32 protein-coding genes, 1 tRNA gene and 2 pseudogenes are annotated in these 25,710 nt (G+C 58.8%); 17 read left to right on the plus strand and 18 right to left on the minus strand.

Annotation, left to right across the window (positions count from 1 at the left end; genetic code table 11):
• Position 1: 1 nt before the first annotated feature.
• Positions 2-445 (minus strand): hypothetical protein, encoded by a 444-nt coding sequence (locus tag IB255_RS02620; protein WP_081520189.1) that lies wholly within the window; start codon positions 443-445, stop codon positions 2-4.
• A gap of 124 nt (positions 446-569) precedes the next feature.
• On the opposite strand from IB255_RS02620, the gene IB255_RS02625 reads away from it, so the two are divergent.
• The 3 genes from IB255_RS02625 to IB255_RS02635 all read left to right on the plus strand — a co-directional run bounded on the left by IB255_RS02625 (position 570) and on the right by IB255_RS02635 (position 2,010).
• Complete coding sequence (locus IB255_RS02625) at positions 570-1,052, plus strand: transcription elongation factor GreAB (protein WP_192209778.1); 483 nt, start codon at positions 570-572, stop codon at positions 1,050-1,052.
• A 143-nt stretch (positions 1,053-1,195) separates the two neighbouring features.
• Entirely contained in the window at positions 1,196-1,543 is a 348-nt protein-coding gene (locus IB255_RS02630) for a carboxymuconolactone decarboxylase family protein (protein ID WP_192209779.1), read from the plus strand.
• Between the two features lie 98 nt (positions 1,544-1,641).
• Positions 1,642-2,010 carry a hypothetical protein gene (locus IB255_RS02635; protein WP_081520187.1) on the plus strand — a complete coding sequence of 123 codons (369 nt, stop codon included), beginning with the start codon at positions 1,642-1,644 and terminating at the stop codon, positions 2,008-2,010.
• A 43-nt stretch (positions 2,011-2,053) separates the two neighbouring features.
• Here the strand turns inward: IB255_RS02635 and IB255_RS02640 are convergent, their stop codons facing one another.
• The 3 genes from IB255_RS02640 to IB255_RS02650 form a co-directional block, all read right to left on the minus strand.
• Positions 2,054-2,425, minus strand: coding sequence for a HEAT repeat domain-containing protein (locus tag IB255_RS02640; protein ID WP_081520186.1), 372 nt, complete (start codon positions 2,423-2,425; stop codon positions 2,054-2,056).
• A gap of 30 nt (positions 2,426-2,455) precedes the next feature.
• On the minus strand, positions 2,456-2,626 hold the full coding sequence (locus IB255_RS02645; protein ID WP_081520350.1) for a Com family DNA-binding transcriptional regulator: 171 nt from the start codon (positions 2,624-2,626) through the stop codon (positions 2,456-2,458).
• A gap of 440 nt (positions 2,627-3,066) precedes the next feature.
• On the minus strand, positions 3,067-3,441 hold the full coding sequence (locus IB255_RS02650) for a hypothetical protein (RefSeq protein ID WP_225594639.1): 375 nt from the start codon (positions 3,439-3,441) through the stop codon (positions 3,067-3,069).
• Between the two features lie 136 nt (positions 3,442-3,577).
• Here IB255_RS02650 and IB255_RS02655 point away from each other — a divergent pair, with 136 nt between their 5' ends.
• From IB255_RS02655 to IB255_RS02670, 6 genes and pseudogenes are all read left to right on the plus strand, one after another.
• Positions 3,578-4,837: an acyltransferase family protein gene (locus IB255_RS02655; RefSeq protein WP_225594640.1), complete on the plus strand. Its 1,260-nt coding sequence runs from the start codon at positions 3,578-3,580 to the stop codon at positions 4,835-4,837.
• Positions 4,821-5,897 carry an acyltransferase family protein gene (locus IB255_RS02660; protein WP_081520184.1) on the plus strand — a complete coding sequence of 359 codons (1,077 nt, stop codon included), beginning with the start codon at positions 4,821-4,823 and terminating at the stop codon, positions 5,895-5,897. The genes IB255_RS02655 and IB255_RS02660 overlap by 17 nt, the downstream gene beginning before the upstream one ends.
• Before the next feature lie 163 nt (positions 5,898-6,060).
• Entirely contained in the window at positions 6,061-6,186 is a 126-nt protein-coding gene (locus IB255_RS30745) for a transposase (RefSeq protein ID WP_225594641.1), read from the plus strand.
• Between the two features lie 69 nt (positions 6,187-6,255).
• Positions 6,256-6,951 (plus strand): IS3 family transposase, encoded by a 696-nt coding sequence (locus IB255_RS02665; RefSeq protein ID WP_230986169.1) that lies wholly within the window; start codon positions 6,256-6,258, stop codon positions 6,949-6,951.
• Positions 6,926-7,246, plus strand: coding sequence for an IS3 family transposase (locus IB255_RS30750; protein WP_225594642.1), 321 nt, complete (start codon positions 6,926-6,928; stop codon positions 7,244-7,246). Before IB255_RS02665 ends, IB255_RS30750 begins: the two co-directional genes overlap by 26 nt.
• Positions 7,176-8,016 (plus strand): annotated as a pseudogene (locus tag IB255_RS02670) (tyrosine-type recombinase/integrase); the annotation flags it as partial. The gene IB255_RS30750 and the pseudogene IB255_RS02670, both read left to right, overlap by 71 nt.
• Here IB255_RS02670 and IB255_RS02675 read toward each other — a convergent pair.
• From IB255_RS02675 to IB255_RS02695, 5 genes are all read right to left on the minus strand, one after another.
• On the minus strand, positions 7,996-8,676 hold the full coding sequence (locus IB255_RS02675) for a PIN domain-containing protein (protein ID WP_081520183.1): 681 nt from the start codon (positions 8,674-8,676) through the stop codon (positions 7,996-7,998). The pseudogene IB255_RS02670 and the gene IB255_RS02675 overlap by 21 nt on opposite strands.
• A 341-nt stretch (positions 8,677-9,017) precedes the next feature.
• Positions 9,018-9,962 (minus strand): HEPN domain-containing protein, encoded by a 945-nt coding sequence (locus tag IB255_RS02680; protein ID WP_081520182.1) that lies wholly within the window; start codon positions 9,960-9,962, stop codon positions 9,018-9,020.
• Positions 9,963-10,066: 104 nt separating this feature from the next.
• On the minus strand, positions 10,067-10,660 hold the full coding sequence (locus IB255_RS02685; RefSeq protein WP_139791669.1) for a hypothetical protein: 594 nt from the start codon (positions 10,658-10,660) through the stop codon (positions 10,067-10,069).
• Between the two features lie 130 nt (positions 10,661-10,790).
• Positions 10,791-11,297, minus strand: a complete 507-nt coding sequence (locus IB255_RS02690; RefSeq protein ID WP_081520180.1) for a hypothetical protein — start codon at positions 11,295-11,297, stop codon at positions 10,791-10,793.
• Positions 11,298-11,429: 132 nt separating this feature from the next.
• Positions 11,430-11,705 (minus strand): hypothetical protein, encoded by a 276-nt coding sequence (locus IB255_RS02695; protein ID WP_033998342.1) that lies wholly within the window; start codon positions 11,703-11,705, stop codon positions 11,430-11,432.
• A gap of 120 nt (positions 11,706-11,825) precedes the next feature.
• On the opposite strand from IB255_RS02695, the gene IB255_RS02700 reads away from it, so the two are divergent.
• The 5 genes and pseudogenes from IB255_RS02700 to IB255_RS02720 all read left to right on the plus strand — a co-directional run bounded on the left by IB255_RS02700 (position 11,826) and on the right by IB255_RS02720 (position 15,571).
• On the plus strand, positions 11,826-12,050 hold the full coding sequence (locus IB255_RS02700; protein WP_081520179.1) for a hypothetical protein: 225 nt from the start codon (positions 11,826-11,828) through the stop codon (positions 12,048-12,050).
• On the plus strand, positions 12,047-12,262 hold the full coding sequence (locus tag IB255_RS02705; RefSeq protein WP_081520178.1) for a hypothetical protein: 216 nt from the start codon (positions 12,047-12,049) through the stop codon (positions 12,260-12,262). Before IB255_RS02700 ends, IB255_RS02705 begins: the two co-directional genes overlap by 4 nt.
• Positions 12,255-12,644, plus strand: coding sequence for a hypothetical protein (locus IB255_RS02710; RefSeq protein WP_081520177.1), 390 nt, complete (start codon positions 12,255-12,257; stop codon positions 12,642-12,644). Before IB255_RS02705 ends, IB255_RS02710 begins: the two co-directional genes overlap by 8 nt.
• 637 nt (positions 12,645-13,281) lie before the next feature.
• Positions 13,282-14,573, plus strand: a pseudogene (locus IB255_RS02715) (hypothetical protein).
• Positions 14,573-15,571, plus strand: coding sequence for a tyrosine-type recombinase/integrase (locus tag IB255_RS02720; RefSeq protein ID WP_081520175.1), 999 nt, complete (start codon positions 14,573-14,575; stop codon positions 15,569-15,571). Before IB255_RS02715 ends, IB255_RS02720 begins: the two are co-directional and overlap by 1 nt.
• On the opposite strand, the gene IB255_RS02725 is transcribed toward IB255_RS02720, so the two are convergent.
• The 6 genes from IB255_RS02725 to dapA form a co-directional block, all read right to left on the minus strand.
• Positions 15,551-16,252 (minus strand): PIN domain-containing protein, encoded by a 702-nt coding sequence (locus tag IB255_RS02725; RefSeq protein WP_081520174.1) that lies wholly within the window; start codon positions 16,250-16,252, stop codon positions 15,551-15,553. The genes IB255_RS02720 and IB255_RS02725 overlap by 21 nt on opposite strands.
• Before the next feature lie 155 nt (positions 16,253-16,407).
• Positions 16,408-16,497, minus strand: a tRNA-Ser gene (locus IB255_RS02730).
• Positions 16,498-16,592: 95 nt separating this feature from the next.
• The gene (gene purC / locus IB255_RS02735) at positions 16,593-17,303 is read right to left on the minus strand and encodes a phosphoribosylaminoimidazolesuccinocarboxamide synthase (protein ID WP_045210340.1); all 711 of its coding nucleotides are present in this window, start codon (positions 17,301-17,303) and stop codon (positions 16,593-16,595) included.
• A gap of 29 nt (positions 17,304-17,332) precedes the next feature.
• Complete coding sequence (locus tag IB255_RS02740; protein ID WP_081520173.1) at positions 17,333-18,091, minus strand: MBL fold metallo-hydrolase; 759 nt, start codon at positions 18,089-18,091, stop codon at positions 17,333-17,335.
• Entirely contained in the window at positions 18,030-19,220 is a 1,191-nt protein-coding gene (bamC, locus tag IB255_RS02745; RefSeq protein ID WP_081520172.1) for an outer membrane protein assembly factor BamC, read from the minus strand. Before bamC ends, IB255_RS02740 begins: the two co-directional genes overlap by 62 nt.
• A gap of 13 nt (positions 19,221-19,233) precedes the next feature.
• Entirely contained in the window at positions 19,234-20,112 is an 879-nt protein-coding gene (dapA, locus tag IB255_RS02750; protein ID WP_045210343.1) for a 4-hydroxy-tetrahydrodipicolinate synthase, read from the minus strand.
• A gap of 171 nt (positions 20,113-20,283) precedes the next feature.
• Between dapA and IB255_RS02755 the strand changes: the two genes are divergently transcribed.
• Positions 20,284-20,841, plus strand: a complete 558-nt coding sequence (locus tag IB255_RS02755; protein ID WP_081520171.1) for a glycine cleavage system protein R — start codon at positions 20,284-20,286, stop codon at positions 20,839-20,841.
• Between the two features lie 25 nt (positions 20,842-20,866).
• Positions 20,867-21,337: a peroxiredoxin gene (locus tag IB255_RS02760; RefSeq protein ID WP_192209780.1), complete on the plus strand. Its 471-nt coding sequence runs from the start codon at positions 20,867-20,869 to the stop codon at positions 21,335-21,337.
• Positions 21,338-21,389: 52 nt separating this feature from the next.
• Here IB255_RS02760 and IB255_RS02765 read toward each other — a convergent pair whose 3' ends face one another.
• Both IB255_RS02765 and IB255_RS02770 read right to left on the minus strand, forming a co-directional pair.
• A complete protein-coding gene (locus IB255_RS02765; RefSeq protein WP_192209781.1) occupies positions 21,390-22,469 on the minus strand; it encodes an AI-2E family transporter in 1,080 nt (359 codons plus the stop codon).
• Between the two features lie 54 nt (positions 22,470-22,523).
• Positions 22,524-22,775 carry a sulfurtransferase TusA family protein gene (locus IB255_RS02770; protein WP_017522093.1) on the minus strand — a complete coding sequence of 84 codons (252 nt, stop codon included), beginning with the start codon at positions 22,773-22,775 and terminating at the stop codon, positions 22,524-22,526.
• Positions 22,776-23,000: 225 nt separating this feature from the next.
• Between IB255_RS02770 and IB255_RS02775 the strand changes: the two genes are divergently transcribed.
• Positions 23,001-24,437 (plus strand): M48 family metalloprotease, encoded by a 1,437-nt coding sequence (locus IB255_RS02775; protein WP_081520168.1) that lies wholly within the window; start codon positions 23,001-23,003, stop codon positions 24,435-24,437.
• Between the two features lie 62 nt (positions 24,438-24,499).
• Here the strand turns inward: IB255_RS02775 and nadA are convergent, their stop codons facing one another.
• Complete coding sequence (gene nadA / locus IB255_RS02780; RefSeq protein WP_192209782.1) at positions 24,500-25,558, minus strand: quinolinate synthase NadA; 1,059 nt, start codon at positions 25,556-25,558, stop codon at positions 24,500-24,502.
• Positions 25,559-25,710: the final 152 nt, after the last annotated feature.

Below are 25,710 nucleotides of genomic sequence, written 5' to 3' on the forward strand. Positions count from 1 at the left end.
TTCAGGCGCTGTCGCTGACCATCGAGCCGCTGCCGCTGCCGCCTCCCCGGCGGATCGCCTCGGCCAGCGCCGCAGCAGTCTGCTGCATGGCGGCGCTGGTGCTGGCGATGCGGCTCTGCAGCGCCATCAGCGCGGCGGTCCGCTCGGCCTCCGAGGAGTAATGACGCCGCTGCGCCTCGGCCAGCTCGCGCTGCTCCTGCTGCAACTGCTTCTGCAATTCCTTCAGGCGCTTCTGCAATTGCTCGACCGTCGTGCTGGAGCTTCCGGAACTGCCGGAACTCTTGCTGCTCTTGCCGCTCGGTGCTGTTCCGCCGGCCTGCAGACGCGGGCTTTCAGCATTGCTGCCGGCGCTTTCATTGGCAGTTACTGCCGATGTACTGGCATCGCTCGCCACGCGAAGCTGGGTGGCAAAAGTCTGGATGGCGGGGGTGATGGAAAGGCTCATGCCGGATGTCCTTTGTTCCGGGAATTCAGCCGCTCTATCGGCCACCGCAGGAAAATCTTGAAAGCTCCTTCGCACGGCCTGGCAAAGCCCCTAGGATAGGCGCCTTTATTTCCAGCCTGTCGCCATGGACAAGAAACGCGCCTACCAACTGATCCTCTCCCGCCTCGCCGAAGACCTGGAGATCGCCGTGCGCGCCGCACAGACGGCCCACGAGACCGCGACCCACGAGGAGAACATCGCCGAGAACAAGTACGACACCCTCGGCCTGGAAGCGGCCTACCTTGCCGCCGGCCAGTCGCGCCGCGTGGAGGAGATCCGCCACGCCCTGGCGCTGTTCGAGAACCTGCAACTGCGCGACTTCGATGAAGAACAAGGCATCCAGACCAGTGCCCTGGTGCAACTGGTCAACGAGCAAGATCAGCAGCGCTGGGTCTTCATCGGCCCGGATGGCGCCGGCCTCAAGGTGCAATGCGAAGGCAGCGAAATCCTCGTCATCACTACCCGCGCACCGCTGGGTAGCGCGCAGCTTCATCGCCACCCCGGCGACGAAGTGGAAGTCGGCACCGGCAGCGCCCGCCAGCGCTACGAAATCCTCGACGCCCGCTGACAGGTCGTGTGCCGGGCTGCCGCAAAGCAGTCGAGCGCATCGATGAAAAATCTGAGCGGAACAGACAATACCCGGCACGCCGGCTGACGCAGACTAAGCTTCAAGGCCACACCCCATCCCTCCCGGCCTCAAGGAGAAGCACCATGCTGTTCAACTGGTCCGAGTACGTCCCCGCCGTGAAGAAAGCCTTCGGCGCCCTGGGCAAGAAACACCCGAAGATGATCGCTGCCTACCAGTCCCTGGAAGCTGCTGCCGCTGACGGCGACGCTCTGGATGCCAAGACCCGCGAACTGATCGCCATCGCCGTGGCCATCACCACCCGTTGCGACGGCTGCATCGGCGTGCATGCCGAGGCCGCGCGCAAGGCCGGCGCCACCGAAGCCGAGATCGCCCAGACCCTGGCCACCGCCATCTCCCTCAATGCCGGCGCCGCCTACATCTACTCCCTGCGCGCCCTGGAAGCCTACGAGTCCGCTGCCGCTCCGAAGTGAGCACCCGCCCGCGGCGCCCCAGCGCCGCGGGCTTGCCCCTTTCCCTTCAGGGCTCGGATGAGTTATCAGTGGGGCATAGCCAGCCAAAGCCTCAGCCCATGTCGCAGCCCACCTTCGGATTCTGGAAACTCACCCTCGCCATCGCCACCGGCATCTGGCTCGGCTGCCTGGCCGTCGCCGCCACCGCCTGGCTGATCTGGCCCGACCTTCCGACCGCCGTCGTCACCCGCCTCGCGCAACCATCTGCGGAAACTTCGACCAGTCCCCCGCCAGCGCGCAGTAACGAAGAGATGTTCCGGCAGTACCTGCAACGCCAGCAGGCCACGCAGGAACAGCAGAATCGACAAGTGGAGAAATCGGAGCAGGAAAAGCGCTTCAACAGCGCGCCGTGCCAGTTCTGGCGGCAGCAGTACCAGGCGAATCCCACGGAGGGGAATCGGCAGAAGATGGATGGGTATTGCGGATGATGCTTGATGAGAAGAGGCCCGGCGTTATCGCCGGGCCAGCGCGTTACTGATTTTGCAGGGCGAGAACCAGGGAGTTGACGGCGATACTCTTGAAGATCGGCGACGACTCCGCAGCAATGGCATCGAAGAGGAAGTCCACCACAAATGGCTCGCCAGTGACTGCCAGCGCCTGATAAGCGCCGGCTCGCGTAGCGTCGACGTCACTGGCCGCGAACTCTTGCAGACGGGCCACGGCCGATTGGCCACCGATCTGCCCCAACGCCGGAATCACAGCATCAACTCTCGCCGGAACATAGGACTGCTCCAGCAGATAATTCAGCGCCGAGTCACCACCTACAGCAGCCAACCCCGTGAAGGCCTGCGGATAGTAACCATCCTGAGCCAGTTGAATCAGTTTTTCAGTTACGGTCGTCATTATGAATTCACCCGAAAAGAAACGAAGAGGTTATTGAGCAGCCGATGCTGCAGTCGTTTCGCTCAAAGGCGATGGGTGGAGGCTCGAGGCCTTCAGATGATTAAGCGCGCCGCAACGGACACACTTCACTTGTATTTGGGTGTATTCACCCACCCGCGCAAGCAACCTGCTGCAGCTGCCGCAGCGAAAGTCATTCAGCATCTCTGCCTCCGGCTCCTGAACCATGACCCGATTCTCCGGCAGCTCGGAAGGCACATCAATGTGACGGCCTGGATGTGCGGCCAATACGCGGTAATAAGCGGGCAACGCACATGCATCGCCACGTCGGACGAGGCAACTCGAAGTTGGTCCGGCAATGGAAAGGCTTTGGTGGCGAAAGGAGAATGACGTGCCGTGTCGCCCAGAGCGGGTCGCAGACAGGCAGAAGCTGCCTTTGCCGCTGACCGATTGCCAGCCCCAAAAAGACAAACCCCCTGAAACGCTAGGCATTTCAGGGGTTCTGGCCATATGTAATGGCGGAGAGATAGGGATTTGAACCATATGTCGCCTAACCGTGCCCCCTTGCAGGCCGCGTAAGACCTGAGTCTCTGATCTGGCGGCGCGGGCCGAAAGCTCCAGCGCTGCCGCCTTCCACCCGCCAGTTACTGGGTCGCCTCCAGCGCCGCGGCGTAATTCGCTGCCCACTTCTTCCGCAGGTCGGCGCGCAGGACGGGATTGCCGCGATCATAGGCACCCGGCCTCCAGGTACGCAGGTAAAGATTCCAGGCCACGGACTCCTTGCCCAACTCGGGCAGGCGGGCTGGACCGGTATGAAGCAGCAGACGCGCCAAGGCGGCCGCCAGAACGTCGCCGTGCTCAATGGCGCTCCACACACCCGTTGCGGCCTGTACGCCGCACACGGCGTACAGGCCGGTGGCTAGGTCGCGGACGCTCTCGACGCGGTACCGCAGAAGGCCGGTCACCATCCCGCCGCCCTGCACCGCCTGCCAGAACGACTTCGGCGGACCATTGCCCATCTGGCGCCACTAGGTGAACCGCTACTCCTGCAGCCCAATGGCCAGCCGCATGACAACCGCCTGCGGGTTTTCCATTTTCGCGGGCAGCAGCAACAGCGCCGGCTCGATGATCGAGTGGCAAACGGAACGGATGTCCATGGCTTTCTCCAGAAACAAAAAATCCCGCGTGAGGCGGGCCTTGGTTAGAATGCGTGTCGATTATGCAGGATTAATAAATACGACTATGCAGACAGCCGATCACGCAACAATGAAGAAGAACGGTGACATTGAAGCGCTCCGGGCGCTCGCAATTATCCTCGTTATCCTGGCTCACATCGCAGTCATACTTTCACCCACTTCACAATACTGGATAATTCTAGAAAATTTTAGATTTGGATATGGGGTAGATTTATTTTTTTGCGTATCCGGATTTATCATTACAAAGTCAATAAAGAACGAAATCCCAGACTCTAGATCATGGTCGTCATTCATCAAATTTTCCGCACCATTCTGGGTAAGAAGATTCTGGCGACTAATGCCTTCTGCGCTATTCTGGATATGTATATGCCTAGCTTGCTCCTACTTCCTGAGCAATAAAGGCGTCTTCCTTGAGTTCAACAAAATACTTCCATCCGCCACAGCTGCGGCATTCCAATACTTCAATATCATATACTCTTCAGCGCGAGACGCGGGGACCCTTGGAGATACAGGAATCTATTGGAGCCTCTCTCTAGAGAACCAATTTTACTTTGCGCTTCCGTTGATTGCGGTGCTGTTCGGTAAGCGCTGGATGCCTGTTTTTTTTGTTGTGCTGATTCTGGCCCAGTTTTTTATCAATCGACAACTCGTACACCCAACTCCAGAGCTATGGGCCGTGCGCACCGATGCTATTTCGTTCGGCGTCCTTCTTGCCCTTTGGCATGGATCGCAATCATACGAAAGAGTTGAGCCCACCTTCCTAAATAATGGCTACATACTAACCCCCCTTCTACTCGGGGCCATTGTTCTGCTGGCGAGCCTTACCGCCCCACTCCCCCCGCTACCTTTTGCGATGGGCCTGACCGCAGTCGGTTCAGCCGTTCTGGTTTGGATTGCAAGTTACAATCAGCGCTACTTTACGAAGAATAACTATATATCCAGAATAATGAATTACCTTGGGTCAAGATCTTACTCAATATATTTGACTCACGTAATATGCCTCTCCCTTACAAAACAATTTTTTTTCAGCGCACCGACAGCTCCGACGCCAACAAACTTTGACACACCACACACAATATTTTACATACTATCTTTCCTAGCAATGACGCTAAGCTTTTCAGAAATAAGCTACAGGCTGCTGGAAACCCCCTTAAGATCAAAGGGGACGGTACTTTCAAAAAAAATGCAAAGCAAAGGTTGCTATGAAGTCTCTAGCTGACACAATTGGCGCTCGCGGTCGCGACAATAATTTCTTATTTATTCGCCTGCTAGCTGCTACAGCGGTAGTAATAGGCCACTCATTCCCGCTTGCAGCGACACAATGTGGCCACTGCATAGAGCCTCATATAGCCCTGGGCATACCTACTCCAATACACGGAATCGGAGTTGACATATTCTTCGTCGTCAGCGGATTCCTTATTACGGCGAGCGCAGAAAAAAACAGTCTAAAAGACTATATGATTTCTAGGATCCTCAGGATATATCCCGGACTCATTGCCTGCCTCTTGCTGATGGCCTTTGTGATTGGCCCCATATTCACCGCGCTACCTGCAAGAGACTACTTTTCGAGCAGCACAACATACACCTACCTACTAAAACCGCTATCAGTATTTAACAGCACCCAATTCAACCTGCCGGATGTTAAATTCACTGAAACCAATAATGGAACCAGTGTTAACGGAAGCCTGTGGACGATTCCTGTAGAGATGAGAATGTATCTACTCATGGCCTCTGCAGCAATTCTTTCCATATACCCAAGAATACCATTTAAGAATTCCATACCAACAGCTTTTGCCATACTAATTACTCTCCATTTTACAACAGAGCAATTCTCAACCGGCACTATAAAACTAGCCTGTCTATTCCTCTCTGGGGCTCTTCTTTACGTCTTCAGATCACGCATTCCATATAGCCCGTTGCTTTTGGCTGGTCTTTTTGGCTTGTGCATAGTATTCAAAAACTCAGACGCCGCTGACGCGATATTAAATATAACCATCTGTTACGCGACGATTTTTTTCGCCTATTGCAAGAAAATCAAACTGCCCAGCCACATTGAAGACTACTCTTACGGAATATATCTCTATGCCTTTCCGATACAACAAGTAGCAGCAAACCTACTGCCCTGGGCAGGCCCTTACTGGATCATAGCCATATCAGTCCCTGCATCATGGGCCGCAGGGGCTATATCTTGGAATTTGATCGAAAAGCCATTTCTTGCTCTGAAGAACGGATTAAAAAGCAAAGCAAATCCCAAGACATGCCAAGACGCAGGAGTCTGATCTTGGAGCACAGAGCGGCGTGCCTCGACATAAGGCACGCAACTAGCTTTTTAGTAAGCAGTTTGCGTCATGCGGCCGACAATGTAGCCAGTACTTGTAAATTAATCACCCCTCGTTTCTTAGACACCTCCAAACCTCATGATGAGGCCCATTAGGAGATGCCATGAGCAACCAGCGTTACCCCGAAGAACTAATAATCGAAGCGGTCAAGCAAGTGACCGAGCGCGGCGTTCCCGTCGCCGAGGTGGCAGCGCGGCTGGGCATGTCGGTGCACCGCCTGCATGCCTGAATCAAGCGCTGCAGCAAGCCCCGGGAACAGCGGCAGCAAGAAGATGATCAACAGGCCGAACTGCGTCGTCTGCGTGCGGAACTCAAGCGGGTAACCGAAGAGCGAGATATCTTAAAAAGGCCGCCGCGTACTTTGCCAAGGAGTCCGGCTGAAGTGCGCCGTCATCAACAAGTTGTCGGCGGAGTGCCCGGTACGTCGTGTCTGCCAGACCTTCAAGTACATCCCAGCGGTTACTACGCCTGGTTGTCCGAGCCGAAATCCGTACGCGCAGGAAGACCAGCGTCCACTCGGGTTGATCAAACATGCCTGGCTGGAAAGCGGCGGGGTCTACGCGATCGCAAGATCCACGACGACCTGCGTGAGCTGGGGGAGGCCTGTGGCCGGCACCGCGTGGCTCGCCTGATGCGGGGAGAAGGGCTGCGCTCGCAGACCGGCTATCGTCGGCGCCCCGGTTATTACGGGGGCAAGCCGGCGGCGGCCTCGCCCAACCGCCTGGAGCGGCAGTTCAACGTCAGTGAACCGAACAAGGTCTGGGTCACTGAAATCACCTACATCCGCACTTATGAGGGTTGGTTGTACTTGGCGATGGTGCTGGATCTGTTTTCACGCCAGGTGGTTGGCTGGCCGATGAAGCCACGGATGTGCAGCGACCTGGCCATCGATGCCTTGCTGATGGCGGTGTGGCGGCGCAAACCCAAGTTGGCAGAGTTTCCTCAAGACCAACAATCTGATCAGCAGCATGAGTCGACGCGGCGACTGCCATGACAACGCGGCAGCGGAAAGCTTCTTCCAGTTGGTGAAGCGGGAACGCATCCGACGGAAAACCTACGCCACCCGCGACGAAGCAAGCAGTGATGTGTTCGATTACATCGAGATGTTTTATAACGCCAAACGCCGGCACAGTAGCGCTATGCAGCTATCGCCAGTGGAGTTTGAAAAGCACTGTTTCCAGAGCTCGGAGAGTGTCTTGGAAACTAGGGGCGATTCATCCCAAGGATCGCCGGCGGCTGTCCGAGTTGGTCGAACGCTGGAGCGTTCTTCATGGCCGAGCGCGGAGTGACGGTGTAAACCGCGCGCGGCTGTTGCTGCAACTGAGCGATGACCTGGACGACCCGGTGGCGCTGCATCTGACGGATAACTGCTACACGGAGTATCGGGCGCAGCAGTTGGCGTCAGGGGCGTATGGCCAGACCTTAAACAACCGCTTGGCGTATCTAAGGGCGGTGTACAACGAGCTGCACCAGTTGGGCAAGATTGACTATGCGAATCCGCTGCAGCGGGTGAAGTTGCTCAAGCTCCAGGAGCGGGAGTTGACCTGGTTGGTTGAGGAACAGATCCGCACGCTGCTTGAGGTCATCAGGAAGCGCTGTAAGACGCCGCACGTGGAAATGGTGGCGAGGGTTGGTCTGGCAACGGGAGCGCGCTGGGGAGAGGCTGAGGGGCTTGTTCCTGGACGAGTTCGCGGTGGTTGCGTGACCTTCGTGAACACGAAGTCGAAGCGGGGCTCGGTCAGTGCCTATCGATAGCGTCCTCGAGGATGCCCTGCAGGATCACTTCACCAGATACGGGACTTTCTCGAACTGCCGCAACAGCTTCGATCAGACCATCAAGACTTGTATCGCCCTGCCCACTGGCCAGGCATCCCACGTACTGCGCCACACGTTTGCGTCGCACTTCATGATGAATGGCGGGAATATCCTGACGCTGCAGAAGATCCTGGGGCATACGTCGTTGGCGATGACTATGCGCTATGCACACCTGTCGCCGGATCACCTGCAGGATGCTGTGCGATTTAATCCGCTGAGAACGCTAGACACGCTCCGGCAGTGAATAGCTGACCTTCAGTCCTTTCACCTTTACGAAGCCTTGCTTGCACAGGGCCTGGTAGACGCGATCAGCCTCTAATGCGGGGACGTCCTTGCCGAGGGTTGCTCGGATGGTGCTGATCAGCGTTTTGGTGGAGGCCGGTTTTGAAGCCTTGCGACGCACCAAGTCGACCATGACTGTCTTCAGGTGCGCATCGTTCGCGGGAGCGGTCTTTGCCGGTGCTTTCTTGACCGGCTGGGAGGCCTGGGCGCTCGCGGCACTGGCAGCCAGGGTGGCCTGCAAGGCGGGAAGCTCCTTGAAGCACGGCATGGCTTCGATACTTTCGGACCTGGTCGCCAGGATGCCTTTGCTCTCCAGGTGCTTCAGGAGGGGATCAAAGCCCTTGTCAGCCGATATGACGTGGAAGGAAGCCGTGGGATCTTCCAGGGCGAAGCGCCCCAGGTAGTAGGCAATATGGAAGTCGAGTGCGTTGGGGCCTGCGGCGTCGATCCGGACGTAGTCGGCGCGCTCCCCCATCCGCTGAATTCCGATGACCAGGTCAGTCGATAGCTTGGAGTTGTTCGGCCCCAGGAAGACCCGCAAGCGAAAGTGCGCTTCCTGCAGCAGATCGAGTGATCTGACGGGAATGCTTTCGTAGTCGATCAAAACGTAGTGAGTGCGCATCCGTTGCTGCTCAGGCTGTCCATGCTCGTGGCATTTTGCTGCAGACGCTGAGGGAACGGAAGCAGGCTCGCGTCGAGGGCTTCGACACTTTTTCGGCACTGGCACTGGCGCAGAAAAGACAAAGCCCCTGAAACGCTAGGAATTTCAGGGGCTTCAGCCATTGCAATAATGGCGGAGAGATAGGGATTTGAACCCCTTTTTGGGGTTGGCCTTTGATGGTCATTATTGGCTAACACCGCAGAAAAAGGGGCTTTCAGAAGGGGCATATAGGCCATTGATAGTAAGTGGCGGCGAGTGATTTCGACACTTTCTCGACACATTCGCACGATGAGCTTAGCGGTTTAAAGACCTAAAACCTGGGAGGTGCCGGGGTGGTCGATTATCTGTGACATTATTCCCAATACCGCATGATTTGCTTGAAGAGCACTCGCCTCTGTATGAGAAGCCCCACCATATCGGACATTCGGAGAACTGTTGGCAATATCAAGCAGGGACTTACTAATATTTATGCCGACTCCGGATTTTAAACTTTCGGCAAGAAATATTAGGTCATGCCCTTTTCTTCCCTTTTCGTAATTTAACCCAGCTTTCTCCAGAATTCCTTTAATTAATTTCTCGGCTGACTGTTGCGAGGCCCACATGGACTGTTCAAAATTTCTCGCCAAAAGACTGGAGGTGGACTCTTCGTAGTCTGCGGAAGAGATCCTAAACAGCTCGTTTGCGGGCAGTCTCTCTCGCCACGTGAAGCACTTGATAAGAAGTTTGTAGAAGTTAAATATCGCGACCAGGTCATTATCGTTCAGTCGGTCTGAATATGCCTGCGTAAGACCTTCTATTTCGCAAAGTATGTTGCATCCCGCTCCGCTTTTGTCTTTTGGCGTAGAAAGTTTCAATCCTTTGTTGTTAAGATTTTTGTCAATGAAGAAATTCACTGTTCCGTAGAAGTGACCCAGGCGAATACGCCAAATTGAGTTACCTACCTTGAGTGGAGCAAATCCAAAAGCAAATTCCAACTTCAGATGATCGCCATATACATCTTCATACCATTTATTTGCCTTTGCAATTATGATCTCTCCGCTAAAACCTTCCTGGTAAGCGAGTTCTTTCGGGGGGAATATGTTTCCTCCCCAGCCAAAAGCCTCCCACAGTAAACGCCCTATATGGAGAGGTCTTTTCCAGGGCTCGAGCTTGCGCTCGGCAAGTTCATCATCGATTGCCCTCATTAGAGATTCGAATTCCGAGTTGGAGTCAGGCATTTTCGGCCACGAAAATTTCTTCCCGCTCAAGGCTAACTCCTTTCTTACTTAGAGGAATAGAATTATTTTAGTTTCTCTTTAAGCACGCCAATACTTCATAAAGTAATAGGCTCAATATTTCGAGGAATTCACCATTACTTTTCATATTCAACTTTCAGTTCTTCAGCGATAGCCGTCGCCCGGAGAACCTCGTTGAGAGCGGTTTGAGCTTCTAACTCGCTCATCCATATTACGTTTCCAGAATCCCACCCTAGAAACTTAATAGCTTTTAGTATAGACAAACAAATAGCAGGCATACCGGATAGTTCGAGCGACAGGCCTTGAGGCAGAAAATGAATGAATTGATTTCTCAAGTCCAATACTTTTTCCATACTCCTGTCCAACTCATCTGTGGCGGGAAGTGCTCTGCTATGAACAAAGAAACCCATGACTTGTTCGTTCTTGACTTTAGAATAGAGATTTCCGAAGGAATCCATTCGCTCCTCCGGTAGCGGCCTATCTTCCTGATATGCTGAGAGCCACTTCTCTGCAAGCTTGGCTGGCATTACTCTGAGATTGTTACCAGCCCTTAAGCTGATAACCATAGCGGCTTGCATTGCGTTGTGAATCGATATAATTACCCATTTCCAGCTTTCAAGATTTCCTCTGGTCAATAGCAAGCTTTCGCTAACCATCCGAACTGAGGATATAAACTCTTGTTTCTCGTTGGTGCGAAGCCATCTCTGCATTCCCAGTCCCACCATCAGTTTATGAATCGCAAGACGATCTATATTTGGTATTTCAAACACGCTAGCTAAAAGGAGACGGGCTCATCTTTCCATTACTTTTCAAATCTGACTGAGCAAGAGGAGGTCTGCATCAATCCTCGCAAGCTTCAGCCTTCTTCTGTGCAGTACGCGCAGTAGGGTTCTGGCTGTGTTGCTGCCACCAGAACTGGCATTGGGAGGATTGGAAGCGCTGTTCCTGTATAGCTCTGGCTTTCTCCGCTTGCACCTGGGCGAGCTGATCAGCGCGCCGTTGCTCTCTAGCCTCTTCCTCTGCCGCTATTCGCTGTTGCATTTCTGCCTGCGCACGCTTGGAGTTTTGCTCGGCCTGCTGCATGGTCTGCTGCATATAGGCAGCAGCTTCGTTGAGTGCGGCTTTGATTCGCTGTTCCTGGATGTAGTCGTAGAGCAGCTTCCCACCCCACAGACCGCCGACGATGATGATAGCGGCCAGAATGATGGCGTGGCTGGGATCCATGGGAGTGTGGGCGTGGCGAGGTGGCGCGGCTCTCCGGCCTCGACGTTCGTTGCGATCGTCGATTTCCTCATCCATGTCGAAACTCAGGCTTTTGAGTTGTTCGTCAGTCTCGCGCTTATCCATGCACGTCTCGTCCCTGCTTCCTGAAAGGCTGTCTGATCACAAGAGCGTCAGACCTGGCCTCTTTTTTTTCCACTATCACTCGTCCGCTGGAGCGCCATGCGAACCAGCGTTTGCTCACTTCAGTGGTGAGCGTCATCCCGCGCCTTGATTGGCCAAATTTTGATTCGCGTCTTCGTAGTCGGGACTGGTCTGCCCCACCTCTGGCATCACTTCGCCTGTCAGCAACCACCAACGGAACTGCGGGAAAACCTTTGCAATCGCGAGAATTTCCTCTTCTTTGATTTCCCTGTTCTTGGACGGGTTCTTCAGGTTGCTCCAGGTGTAGCGGCTGATGCCGGTCAGTTCCTCCAGCTTAGGCAGCCGGATATCGGACCACGACAAAATGGTTATGACGCGCTGTTTGATCATTACTTATTCATCTAAATAGACTCTAGTCAAATTGACTTGAGCTGAATATGCTTCATTTCAGCTAGAGTCAATCTGACTTTAGCTGTTGCCAGTATTGACCAGCATAGTGCAGCAAAGGCCATGAATGTAGAAGGACTCAACCCGTCTCAAAAAGACCTTTCTAGCCCGCCTCCGGTGATGCCCTGGAGGGAGTTCGCCGACTGGATTCGCATGGGCGACCGTCATGACGTTGTCTGGGGTTGGATTCGCAACGGCTACATCCCTCACGAGAAGGTCGGCAAGCACGTGTTGGTCAACGTCGCGTTGTTCACCAGCCAGCTTATGGAAAAGGAGATGCCCCTATGACCGAACACCAATCGAGCCCCGACATTTGCACCGTCCCCGCCTTCGCAGAAATGTGCGGCGTGAGTGTTGAAGAGGCTGAGGAGTGGGTGCGTAACGGCACCATCCCCAGCACCACCATGGGGGGAATGCAGGTGGTGAACATGGTCCGCTTCCGAGCTGAGCTGCTCAGTGGCAAAGAGAACTTCGATGCGGGGGACTACAGCAATGACTAGCAACCGCGTCGCCCTGGATACCGAGAGCGCCCTTACCTATCTGGGCCAAACCGTCCTCTTCGAATTGGTATGGGAACAAGACCCCGAGCCGCTCTGGTGCCTGCTTCATGTTGTTGGCGTCGTCCTGGCACTCGAAGGCGTTCACAGTGATCCCTATTTCCTCGTCGTCGCGGCTAACGGCGAGGGGCACTACCCGAACGAATTGTTCTGGTCCGACATTCGCACGATCCGGGTGATGCGGCACCGCGACCGGCATGGTTCCGGCAACGTACTGGACCGCATCGCCCACCCTAACGATCCGCGCTCAAGGGCCGCGCTCCCGGCTCGTCGGAACAGCCCTACCGTTCCGGCGAACGGAAGCACGGGCGGAGCGAACCCTTGAACGCGTGCCCGTCACCAGCCTCGGCCGGTGAGCGTGGGGCAGCTTCTCCGCCCCGCGCTCCCGAGCCCTCGGCGGCAAGAGCGGGATGACAAGGGCAGAGCCCTTGGTGTTGGGCGATGCCGGTCGTGCATGTCCGAGCGGAGTGAATGGGCTTAATTGGATAGTGTTGGACTACGTTTCCGGTCCCATTCGCCTTCGGCATAGCCCCGTTCCAGCACCTGATTTTGTGGTGAGATAACCACTGCGGCGCGCCCCAGAGCCCCGTTTCAAAGCCTCTCAATTCCACCATTTCCGAACGCTGAATCACCGGCGCGAGCGCCTGTATTCCAGCGACGGGCGCGCTCATGCCCAGGAAATGCAAACGAGGACAACGCGATGAGCCTAGAGGGACTGATTAACGTTGTTGCTCTCGTGCTGATGACTTACCTCCTCGACGTCGGCGCCCAGCTCGATCAACCCGCAATCCCTGCCTGTTGGTTCAATCCGGCTCAGCTGGAGTGCTGGACGTCGCCGCGCCCACCGGCAGGTAGCGTAAGGCACGAGCGCCCCGCCGGCTGGGCGCGGCTGACGTCCCTGTAACACGTCTAACAACACACGCAGTGAAATGGACATTAATGGATAACGTTGGAGAATTTAGATGGCAAAGTTCAGTGATCAACGTCGACTGCTAGTTCAACCGGACGGTCAAATCATCGACTCCCCGCGTGGCCGCCTCTTCATCGACTGCTACACGGCGAAAATGACCGACCTTTCTGGAGTGCGCGTTTTGCGCTGCGGCGTGGATACCGTCCGCCAGTTGTACAACGGACTGATTCGCCCCGAAGTCATCGCGCTATTCGACTCCCAGGAACCTATCGTCGAGTTCGCCGGCTACGAGTGGTCCAAGGGGCGTATTGGGCGCGACTCCGGGTATCAGTTCCGTCTGCAGAATGCAGACCTCGGCCTGATCCTGCTGATCAAGAACCACAACATGAAGCTGGAGAGCATCGGTTCTCACCTCAAGATTGAGGTTTCGCCTCATGCGATTGATGGCGTGGCACCGAAGGCGCTCCAGGGACTCATGGATTCACTCGCGGCAGCAGTGATGACGCACTGCGAACCCAACCAATGCGCCGTCCACATCGCCCTGGATGTGCAAGGTTGGACCCCGAAAGAGAACATCGTGGATCGCATGTACTGCCGATCCAATCGGGTACGCCAGATCAGCGGCATCGACCGCATCGAGTTCAACGGCAACGCCTCGGTCTACGGACGTGGTGAAACCTACATGTTCGGCTCGCCGACAGGCATCCAGCTGGCGGTCTACAACAAGTCGCTACAGGCCCGCGCTACCGACAAGCTCGACTACTGGAACGCCGTCTGGTCAACCCACAACGGAGATCCGTTTGGTGACAGCGACGCAGCCTACAACCCCAAGCAGCCGGTTTGGCGCATCGAGTTCCGCTACCACCACACCATCATCAATCAGTTCGCTCAGGGCTCCGTAAAGGCATCTGGCGGCGTGATTGGCACCCGGACCTATGAAGGTATCTCCCAGCACCTCGATCATCTCTGGGTGTACGGCTGCGAGGCGTATCGGCTGCTCGGCCTGCGTACTCAGCATGACCCGTTCTGGACGCTGATCATGCAAGACGTGAAGGTCCAGGTGGAGGCCGATCCGCTCATTGAACGTGTCGAGTATCGGCGCTATCGCAAGACGGCCATGGGCTTCTCCGGCAAGAACTGCGAGATGTTCCTGGGCCAGTTCATCAGCCTCATTGCACGCGAGCGTATCCCCGCAAAAAGGCGATTGAGTCCGCCTACAGCCTCGAATTCTGGCACGTGATCGAAGACCACTACTTAGCGAAAGGTTGGACTCGGCGGGACCTCGAAAAGCACATCAAGAACCTGATCTCCGACCGCTATTTGCGAAGGGGATATGCCGTCTGATGAGCATCACCAAGCTCGATGATGGCCGATGGTTCGTCGACGTCGAACCCATCAAGGGCAAGCGCTTCCGCAAGCGATTCAAGACCAAGGGTGAGGCTCAACGCTACGAAGCCACAGTGCGCCAAAAGTGCATTGAGAACCCTGCATGGTCAGCTAAGTCCAAAGACAGGCGGCGACTTTCTGAGCTGGTTGATCGCTGGGGGATACTGCACGGCCACACCCTCGCAGACGGTGAGAACCGAAAGCGCCTCCTACACATGGTGGCTAAGGACTTGGGCGATCCCATTGCCAGTCAGCTGACGGCTCCCCATTACGCCGAGTACAGGACTCGACAGCTGGGCGCTGGTGCCAATGGGAAGACCCTAAATAACCGGCTTGGCTACCTGCGCGCGGTATTCAACGAGTTGCTGCAGCTAGGTGATGTCGACTTCGCCAATCCGCTCCAGCGTGTCAAACCGCTCAAGCTTCAGGAGCGCGAATTGACCTGGCTGAATGAAGACCAGATCAGGACCCTGTTCGGAGCCATCAGGAAGCGCTGCAAGACCCCACACGTCGAGATGGTGGCCCGGGTATGCCTGTCCACTGGTGCCCGCAGGGGTGAGGCGGAATCGCTGGGGCCTGCCCGTGTACGTGCCGGATGCGTCACCTTCGTGAACACGAAGTCAAAGCGGACGCGCTCTGTCCCCATCGATGGGGAGCTGGAAACTGCGTTGCAGCGGCACTTCTTGGAACACGGCCTGTTCTCCAACTGCCGGAACAGCTTCGACCAGACCATCAAGACCTGCATTGCCCTCCCCGCTGGCCAAGCGTCCCACGTGCTGCGACACACCTTCGCGAGCCACTTCATGATGAACGGCGGGAATATCCTCACCTTGCAGAAGATCCTGGGTCATGGCTCTCTGGCGATGACAATGCGCTATGCCCATCTTTCGCCGGATCATCTGCAGGATGCGGTGAGGTTCAACCCGATGCGAGGACTAGACACGCTCTGGCAATGAGTAGGTGACCTTCTCGCCATTCACTTTCACGAAGCCCTGATCACAGAGCTGCTTGTACACGGCTTCGGCCTCCGCGAGCTTGACTCCACTGGCCTTCCCCAGCGTCGAATGGATCGTGTTGATCAGCTTCGCGATGGTTCTCGGCTTTGCGCCTTTGCGGCTGATAAGGTCATGCATCGCGACTTTCAGCTGGCCGGAGACTGGAGTCTTTGTCTTCTTCGGAGCAGGTTTGCTGGGTGCCGGACTGCTCGCGGGTGACTTGTTTCCACTGGCAGCGGTCGCGGCAATGGTCGCTTCGAGTGCCGGAAGTGCTTTGAAGCAGGGCATCGCCTCGATGCTCTCAGAGCGCACGGCATAGATGCCCTTGCCCTTGAGGTGCTTCAGCAGCGGGTCGAAGCCTTTGTCAGCGGAAATGATATGGAAGAACGAGGTTGGCTCTTCCAGGGCGAGACGGCCAAGGTAATACGCGATATGGAAATCCAGGGCATTGGGGCTCGAAGTCTCTAGAACGACGTATTCGCCCCGCTCTCCCATGCGCTGCATCGCAACGACCAGCTCAGTCGGGAGCTTCGAATTCTTGGGACCAAGGAAGACCCGCAGGCGGAAGTGCGGTTCCTGAAGCAGCTCCAGGGATTTGACCGGGAGGTTCTCGTAGTCGATCAGAACGTAGTTCGTGCGCATCCTTGCATCCTGGGCATTCAAGCTCAGGGCATTGTGCGATAGCTCTGACGGTAACGAAAGCTCAGCGCCTTCGACACTTCTTCGACAAACGCAGGACGCAGAAAAGACAAAACCCCTGAAACGCTAAGCATTTCAGGGGTTTCGGCCATATGTAATGGCGGAGAGATAGGGATTTGAACCCTAGGAACTGTTGCCAGTTCAACGGATTTCGAATCCGTCCCGTTCGGCCACTCCGGCATCTCTCCGTGCGGCGCGCATGATACCAGCTTGAAGCCCGAAGGCGAAGCCCTTATTCAGGATTTTTTCGCGTGGTATCAGGCGCTTGCGTGCACTGGTCAGATCAGAGCGGTACGCCGAGGCGGTGGGCCACTTCTTCGTAGGCCTCGATGACGTCGCCCAGACCCTGGCGGAAGCGGTCCTTGTCCATCTTCTTGCGGGTCTCTTTGTCCCACAGACGGCAGCCGTCCGGGCTGAACTCGTCGCCGAGGACGATCTTGCCGTGGAACAGGCCGAACTCGAGCTTGAAGTCCACCAGCAGCAGGCCGGCGTCGTCGAACAGCTTGTTCAGCACTTCGTTGACCTTGAAGGAGTAGGCCTTCATTTCGGCCAGTTGCTCCAGGGTCGCCCAGCCGAAGGCCTGGACGTGGGATTCGTTGATGAACGGGTCGCCCAGGGCGTCGTTCTTCAGGAACAGCTCGAAGGTCGGCGGAGTGAGCTGCAGGCCCTCTTCGACGCCCAGACGGCGCACCAGACTGCCGGCGGCGTAGTTGCGCACGACGCACTCGACCGGAATCATGGCGAGCTTCTTGACCAGCACTTCGTTGTCCGACAGCAGGGCGTCGAACTGGGTCGGGATACCGGCGGCTTCGAGCTTCTGCATGATGAAGGCGTTGAACTTGTTGTTCACCATGCCCTTGCGATCAAGCTGCTCGATGCGCTTGCCGTCGAACGCCGAGGTGTCGTTGCGGAACAGCAGGACGAGGCGGTCGGCGTCATCGGTGGTGTAAACCGACTTGGCCTTGCCGCGATAGAGTTCTTCGCGTTTTTCCATGATGGGCTCCGCTTGCTTAAGGGGTGGGCTCAGGCGATGGTGCGCCAGTCGAGTCCAGAATGCTGATCGGCCACCTGCAGCCAGTCCGGGTCGCACCCAAGGGTGTCGACGAAGCTTTGCCGGGCCAGCTGCGGCGAGTTGTTCTTTTCGCTGAGATGCGCCAGCACCAGGTGCTGCAGGCTTTCCCAGCCCAGCTGGGCCACGAGTTCGGCGGCCTGCCGGTTGTTCAAATGTCCCCACTGGCCGCCTACACGGACCTTGAGTGGGTAGGGATACGGACCGCGGGCCAGCATGTCGGTATCGTGATTCGCTTCGATGATCAACGCATCGAGGCCACGATAGCATTCCAGCACCTGCGCCGTGGCGGCTCCCAGATCGGTGAGCTGGCCAAAGCGCTTCCGGCCATCGGAAAACACGTACTGCAGGGGCTCCCGCGCATCGTGGGAGACGCTCACCGCAGTGACTTCCAGGTCTTTCAGTACCAGGCGGTCGCCGCATTTGAGCAGCCCCGCCGGTGTCACCGGCTTGCGCATTCCCTGCAGGGTGCCGGCGCTGAGGTACACGGGTATTCGATGGTGCCGGGCCAGCAGTTCGACGCCGTTGATGTGATCGGAGTGCTCGTGCGTGACCAGTACCGCGTCCAGCTGCCCGGGCTCTACGCCCAGGCGTGCCAGACGGCGGATGGTTTCACGCAGCGGGAAGCCGCAATCGATCAGTATCCGGGTGTCAGAACTGCTCACCAAGGCCGAATTGCCCCGGCTTCCGCTCCCCAGGACCGCGAAGTGCATTCCGCATACTCTCCTGGAGTTTTTCCAACACACCCTGCGCCACGTCAGCCGGTGCGGAGGTGTTGATGTCTTTGTCGACGGTGATCTGGACGGTGTTGCTCACGCTGGTCAGGCGAACCTGGTAGCGCTGGGCCTTGGCGTCCTCTTCTTCCTTGGTCTTCTCGCCACCGCCGAACAGGCGGCTGAAGAAGCCAGGCTTGTCTTCGTCCTTCTTCTTCGCGCCTTCGGCGATGTTGACGTAGTACACGCCCAGGCTGCGGTTGAGGTCGTCGACACGGATGTCGGCACGATCCAGCGCACGGCCGACGCTGACCCAGGCACGATCGAAATCGGAGTCGACGGTCAGCACCGGGTTGCCGCTGCCGTCCTTGTTCAGCTGGACGGCACCGGGGGTGTCGTAGTCCGAGTGCGCGGCGAGCAGGGAGACGGAGCCGCCCTTCTCGGCGCTGGTGGCCATGCTGGCGATCATTTCGTCGAGCAGCGCGGCGTCCAGGCTCGGCACGGCCGGCTTGGTCGGCCAATCGCCAGTGGCGGTGCTGCCGGCCGGGCGGGTTTCGCTCAGCACGTAGACTTCACTGGTGTTGGTCTGCACGCCAGGCTCGATGCGCACACGAACGCGCGCTTCGCTGTCTGGCTCGACGCCCGACACACGGCTGCTCAGACGACGCGCCAGGGGCGCGGAGAGCTGCGACAGCGGCTGCCAGTTGGTGCTGAATTCGCCAGTCTGCGGACGTTCGTTGGCGATGGAGAAGCCGTTGTCCTGGAAGAACTGGTGAGCGACCGGCCAGACTTCGGCCGGCGGACGCTGGGCAACCAGCCAGCGCGAGTCGCCGCTCTTCTGCAGGCTGAAGTCGCTGACTTCGCCGGCGCCGGACAGCGGCTGCGGACGCGGCACTTCGAACTCGCCTTCCTTCTCGGTGCTGGTGGCGACGTTCATCGGAATCGGCAGCAGCGGGTCGAGCTGCTTGCTCTGCATGCCCTCGGGCACCTTCATCGGTGCGGTTTCGCGGGCGTTGAGGTAATCGTCGCCACGGTCGCGGAAGTAGCCTTCCGGGCCCCACAGCCAGCCGCAGCCGGAGGTGTTGCCGATAACCAGGGCGAGCGCAGTCAGTCCTGCCAGTCGCTTCATGCGAGGGAGCTCCTTAAGCCAGGACGCCGGTCTGGCGCATGGCCTGACGCAGCGGTTCGTGGCAGCGCGGGCTGAGCCAGGTCAGAGGCAGGCGGATGCCCTCTGGAATCAGCCCCATTTCGTGCAGGGCGAACTTGACCGGGATGGGGTTGGATTCGATGAACAGCGACTTGTGCAGCGGCATCAGGCGATCGTTGATGGCGCGGGCAGCGGCGGCATCGCCACGCATGGCGGCGGCGCAGAGGTCGCTCATGGCGCGCGGGGCGACGTTGGCGGTCACCGAGATGTTGCCCTTGCCGCCCATCAGCATCAGCTCGACGGCGGTAGCGTCGTCACCGGAGTAGACGAGGAAGTCCTTGCCGACGCGATCCAGTACTTCCTTGCCGCGCTGCAGGTCGCCGGTGGCTTCCTTGATGCCGACGATGTTCGGCACCTTGGACAGGCGCTCGACAGTCTCGGGCAGCATGTCGCAGGCGGTACGACCCGGCACGTTGTAGAGGATCTGCGGGATGGCCACGGCTTCGGCGATGTGGCGGAAGTGCTGGTACAGGCCTTCCTGGGTCGGCTTGTTGTAGTACGGGGTCACCAGCAGGCAGGCGTCGGCACCGCCGGACTTGGCGGCCTCGGTCAGCTCGACGGCTTCGCGGGTGGAGTTGGCGCCGGTGCCGGCGATGACCGGGATACGGCCGTTGACCTGGTCGACGACGCGACGGATGACGTCCAGGTGTTCGTTCACGTCCAGAGTGGCCGATTCACCCGTGGTGCCGACCGCTACGATGGCATTGGTGCCTTCCTGCAGGTGGAAGTCCACCAGCTTGGCGAGGCTGTCCCAATCCAGTCGACCCTGAGCATCGAAGGGGGTGACCAGCGCCACCATACTGCCCGCAATCATGCAACCGCTCCTGCCGGAAAAAGAAAGCCGTAATGGTACTGTCGCCACCGGCCACGCACAAGGTGACGCAGCGACCCGCGAGCGGTCAGACATTCCCCTCATCGGCGCTTTTCGCTACCCTTTCTCCTTTGTCGATGCGGCCCGCTTGGCCGCCACTCCCAGGAAAGCTGCATGTCCACCTCTCACCCTCGTGAACAATTCCTTCTGATCAGTGCTCTGGGCCCGAACCCGATGGAGTTGACCAGCGTGCTGTGCCGCACCTGCGTCGACAACCGCTGCTCGGTGGTCAGCAGCCGCCTGACCCGTCACGGCGAGTTCAGTGCGCTGATCCTGCAGATCTCCGGCAGCTGGGATGCCCTGGCCCGCCTGGAAGGCGGCCTGCCGCCCCTGGCCAAGCGTCACGGCTTCACCCTCAGCGTCACGCGCAGCAATGTCCACGTCACCCGCGCCCAGGCCCTGCCCTATGTGGCCTATGTCAGCGCCGTCTATCGTCCGGACATCCTCAACGAGCTGTGCCAGTTCTTCATCGATCACAACATCGAGCTGGAAAACCTCACCTGCGACACCTACCAGGCGCCGCACACCAACACCAGCATGCTCAACGCCACCATCACCGTGACGCTGCCGGCCGGCACCCAGATCAGTTGGCTGCGCGATCAGTTCCTCGACTTCGCCGATGCGCTGAACCTGGACGCGCTGATCGAACCCTGGCGTCCGCAGCATCCGTAAGGATGCTCCCAAGGAGAAAATTCCCATGGCAGTCGAACTGAACAAACCCGTCGCCGATTTCCAGGCCCCGGCCACCAGCGGCGTCGAATTCCGCCTGTCCGAACTCAAGGGCAAGCAGGTCGTCCTGTACTTCTACCCCAAGGACAGCACCCCTGGCTGCACCACCGAAGGCCAGGGCTTCCGCGACAGGATCGAGGACTTCGCCAAGGCCAACACACTGGTGTTCGGCGTCTCCCGCGATGGCATCAAGTCCCACGAGAACTTCAAGGCCAAGCAGTGCTTCCCCTTCGAGCTGATCAGCGACAAGGATGAGGCCGTCTGCCAGCTGTTCGACGTGATCAAGCTGAAGAAGCTCTACGGCAAGGAATACATGGGCGTGGACCGCAGCACTTTCCTGATCGACGCCAAGGGCGTGCTGCGCCAGGAGTGGCGCGGCGTGAAAGTGCCCGGGCACGTGGACGCCGTGCTCGCCGCCGCTCAAGCGCTGAACCAGTAAGCCGCTGAGCCAGCGCCAATGAAAAAGGCCGCTGATCAGCGGCCTTTTTCGTTTACATCATCGGGCTGACTTGCGGCTCCAATGGCGGCTGTCGCGGCCAGGCATCCAGCACGGCCTTCACCAGAGTCGCCAGCGGGATGGCGAAGAACACCCCCCAGAAGCCCCACAGCCCGCCGAACAGCAGCACCGCGCAGATGATCGCCACCGGGTGCAGGTTCACCGCTTCGGAGAACAGTAGCGGCACCAGCACGTTGCCGTCCAGCGCCTGGATGATCGCGTGGGCGGCCATCAGGTAGATGAACTGGTCGCTCCAGCCCCACTGGAACAGCGCGATCATCGCCACCGGCACGGTGACCACTACTGCGCCGATATAAGGCACGACCACCGACAGGCCGACCAGCAGCGCGAGCAGCGCCGCGTAGTTCAGCCCCAGCAGCGCAAAAGCGATGTAGGTCGCCACACCGGTGATGAAGATCTCGATGACCTTGCCACGGATGTAGTTGGCAATCTGCTGGTTCATCTCGTTCCACACCTGCTTCATCAGCCCGCGCTCACGGGGCAGGTAGCGGCGGAACCAGTGGTAGAAGCGGCGGCGGTCCTTGAGGAAGAAGAACACCAGGATCGGCACCAGCACCAGGTAGATCATGATGTTGACCACCACCGGCAGGCCCGACAGGGAGAAGGTCAGCGCCCACTGGCCGAGCTCACCCAGTTCGCTGCGCGCCGCCTCGACGGTGTGCAGCACCTGCTCCTCGGTGACCATGTCCGGATAGCGTTCAGGCAGCATCAACAGGGTCGCCTGCCACTCGCCGAGCATGCCGGGCAGTTCGTTGAACAGAGTGAACAGCTGCTTCCACAGCAGCGGCACCAGCACCAGCAGGAACACTGCGAGCAGCCCGAGGAACAGCGAATAGACCAGCCACACCGCGAACAGATGTGGCACACGCAGGCGCTCCAGCACGCCGACCATGCCCTGGATGAGGAAGGCGATGACCATCGCCGCCAGCACCGGCGCGAGCATCCCGCCAAAGGTCAGGATGACGGTAAATCCCAGTCCGAGAATGACCGCCAGCACTATCGCCTCCTCGTCGGAGAAATAGCGCTGCATCCAGTCCTGCAAAACCTTGAGCATCAACGAAACCTGCGAAACGAATGGGGTAACGTCGCGGTTACCCGCGATCAAGGGCTACTTCTTGCGCAGCCAGTAGCGATAGACGCCGGCTTCGACCTCTTCATGCAGCAGCGAGTGCCCGGCAAGATCGGCGAAAACGCGGAAGTCGCGCTGCGAGCCCGCATCGGTGGCGATCACCTTGAGCACCGCTCCACTGGGAAGCCGGTTCAGCTCCAGCTTGGCCTTGAGCAGCGGCAACGGACAATTGAGACCGCTGGCGTCCAGCTCCGCGTCACAGGCGGGGACGGACGGCGTGGAATCGGACATCGAAACGAACTCCAGTCAGGGCGCCCAAGAATACCGAAAGCGTTGGAAAAGTAACCAGGCCCTGCAGAGACGCTGTTCATTAATGAAGCCGTCAGACTCGGGGTTGAAAGGGCCACGGAGCGGAAATACCCGATTCGAATTGCGCCGCACTTCCGCCCTGCAAACTAGGCATAGGCGTAAGCGTGCGGCTAAAGTAGAGCCTTTCTCGGAACGAGCCTCGTGTACATGAAAGTACTCCGCCCTGCCCTGCTGTCGCTCGCTGTCGCCTTCGCCATGCCGGCCCTGGCGGACGACCTGCCTTCCCTGGGGGACGCCAGCTCGTCCATCGTCTCCCCGGAGCAGGAGTTCCAGCTCGGCCGCGCCTGGCTGAGCATGCTGCGCAACCAGGTCGACACGCTCAACGATCCGCAACTCAAGGACTATGTCGAGTCCAGCGTCTACCGCCTGGCGGAGTCCAGCGAACTGCAGGACCACCGCCTGGCGTTCATCCTGATCCGAGACAAACAGATCAACGCCTTCGCCGCCCCTGGCGGCGTGGTCGGCGTCAACGGCGGCCTGTTCATCTATGCCCAGACCGAAGGCGAGTACATCGCAGTACTGGCGCACGAACTCGGCCACCTCAGCCAACGCCACTTCGCCCGCGGCATCGAAGCACAACAGCGCATGCAGGTACCGGTGATGGCCGCCATGCTGGCCGGCATCATCGCCGCCGCCGCCGGCGCCGGTGATGCGGGTATCGCTGCCATCGCCGGCACCCAGGCCGCGGCCATCCAGAACCAACTGCGCTTCTCCCGGCAGAACGAACAGGAAGCCGACCGCGTCGGCGTTGCCACCATGGTCCGCGCCGGCTACGACCCGCGCTCCATGCCCAACATGTTCGAGCGCCTGGCCCGCCAGTACCGTTACGAGGGCAAGCCGCCGGAATTCCTGCTGACTCACCCGGTCACCGAATCGCGTATCGCCGACACCCGCAACCGCGCCGAGCAGTACCCCAAGGGCGGCAAGGAAGACTCGCTGCGCTACGAGCTGATGCGCGCCCGCGTCCAGCAGATGTTCGAAGACACGCCGGGCATGGCCAGCAAGCAGTTCCGCGCGCAACTCGACGAAGACCCGAAGAACGACGCTGCGCGCTACGGCCTTGCGCTGTCGCAGACCAAGATCGGCCAGCTCAACGACGCCCGCAGCAACCTGCAGCAGCTGCTGGCCAAGGCGCCCAACGACATCAGCTACAACCTGGCCATGTCCGATCTCGACATCACCGCCAACAAGCTGCCCGACGCCCAGGCGCGGGTGCAGAAGATGCTCGGCCAGTACCCGGACAGCTACCCGCTGATCCAGGCCAATGCCGACCTGATGATGAAGACCAACCGCGCGGCCGATGCCGAGAAAACGCTGTTCAAGCTGTCCCAGCGCCGCCCGCTGGACCCGGACGTGTGGAACCGCCTGGCCGACGCCTGCACCCTGAGTGGCAACGCCATTGGCGTGTACCAGGCCCGCGCGGAGTACTACGCACTCACCGGCGACTACAAGCAGGCGATCGAGCAGCTGGACTTCGCCAAGCGCCGCGCCGGCGGCAACTTCACCCTGGCCGCGCGCCTGGATGCCCGCCAGCAGGAGTTCCGCGAGCAGGAGCGCATCCTCAAGGAAATGATGGGACGCTGAGCCCTTCTCCCGCCCACAAAAAAGCCCGGCATCTGCCGGGCTTTTTCATTCACGCATGCTGATCAGGCATTGCCCGCCAGCTTCAACTTCGCCGCCTGGGTAAAGTCGAGCATGCGCTTGAGCGGCTTGATTGCCTTGGGAATCAGCGCCGGGTCGACGAAGATTTCGCCCGAGCCGTCCTTCAGGCACGCCAGGGTGCGCTCCAGGGTATTCATGGCCATCCACGGGCAGTGCGCACAGCTGCGGCAGGCCGCGCCATTGCCGGCAGTGGGCGCCTCGATGAATTCCTTGTCCGGGCACAGCTGCTGCATCTTGTAGAAGATGCCGCGGTCGGTGGCGACGATGAAGCGTTTGTTCGGCAGCGTTTGCGCGGCCTTGATCAGCTGGCTGGTGGAGCCCACGGCATCGGCCAGGTCCACCACCGCTTCCGGCGACTCCGGGTGCACCAGGATCGCGGCGTCCGGGTAGATCGCCCTGAGGTCTTCCAGCTGCTTGGCCTTGAACTCCTCGTGAACGATGCAGGCACCGTCCCAGAGCAGCATGTCGGCGCCAGTCTCGCGCTGGATATAGCGGCCCAGGTGCTGGTCCGGCGCCCAGAGGATCGGCTCGCCGTTGTCCATCAGGTGCTCGACGATCTCCACAGCGCAACTGGAGGTCACTACCCAGTCGGCGCGCGCCTTCACGGCTGCCGAGGTGTTCGCGTAGACCACCACGGTGCGCTCGGGATGCTGGTCGCAGAAAGCGGAGAATTCTTCCACCGGGCAGCCCAGGTCCAGCGAGCAGGTCGCCTCCAGGGTCGGCATCAGTACGCGCTTTTCCGGGTTGAGGATTTTCGCGGTCTCGCCCATGAAGCGAACACCGGCGACCACCACGGTCTGCGCCGAATGCTGGTTGCCAAAACGGGCCATTTCCAGCGAGTCGGAAACGCAGCCGCCGGTCTCTTCGGCCAGCGCCTGGATCACCGGGTCGCAGTAGTAGTGTGCGACGAGCACGGCGTTCTGCGCCTTCAGCTCGGCGGCGATGGCCGCACGGTAGTCGGCTTCCTCCTGCACGCTCAGCACCCGCGGCTGCTTCGCCGCCAGATGGGCCTGGACCAGCAGGCGTTCGGAAATCTGGGACATCGTGTGAAAACCTCAACAGGCACGGTCTGATTATGCCGGCGATTTTATCACCACCGCCTTACGACGCGGTGCACCGTGGATGGCCATACGGCAGACTTTTTCCGGCACATGGCAAAAGCCCCGTGATCTTTCGATCACGGGGCTTTTGTCTT

The organism is Pseudomonas sp. PDM22, assembly GCF_014851965.1.
GTDB lineage: Bacteria > Pseudomonadota > Gammaproteobacteria > Pseudomonadales > Pseudomonadaceae > Pseudomonas.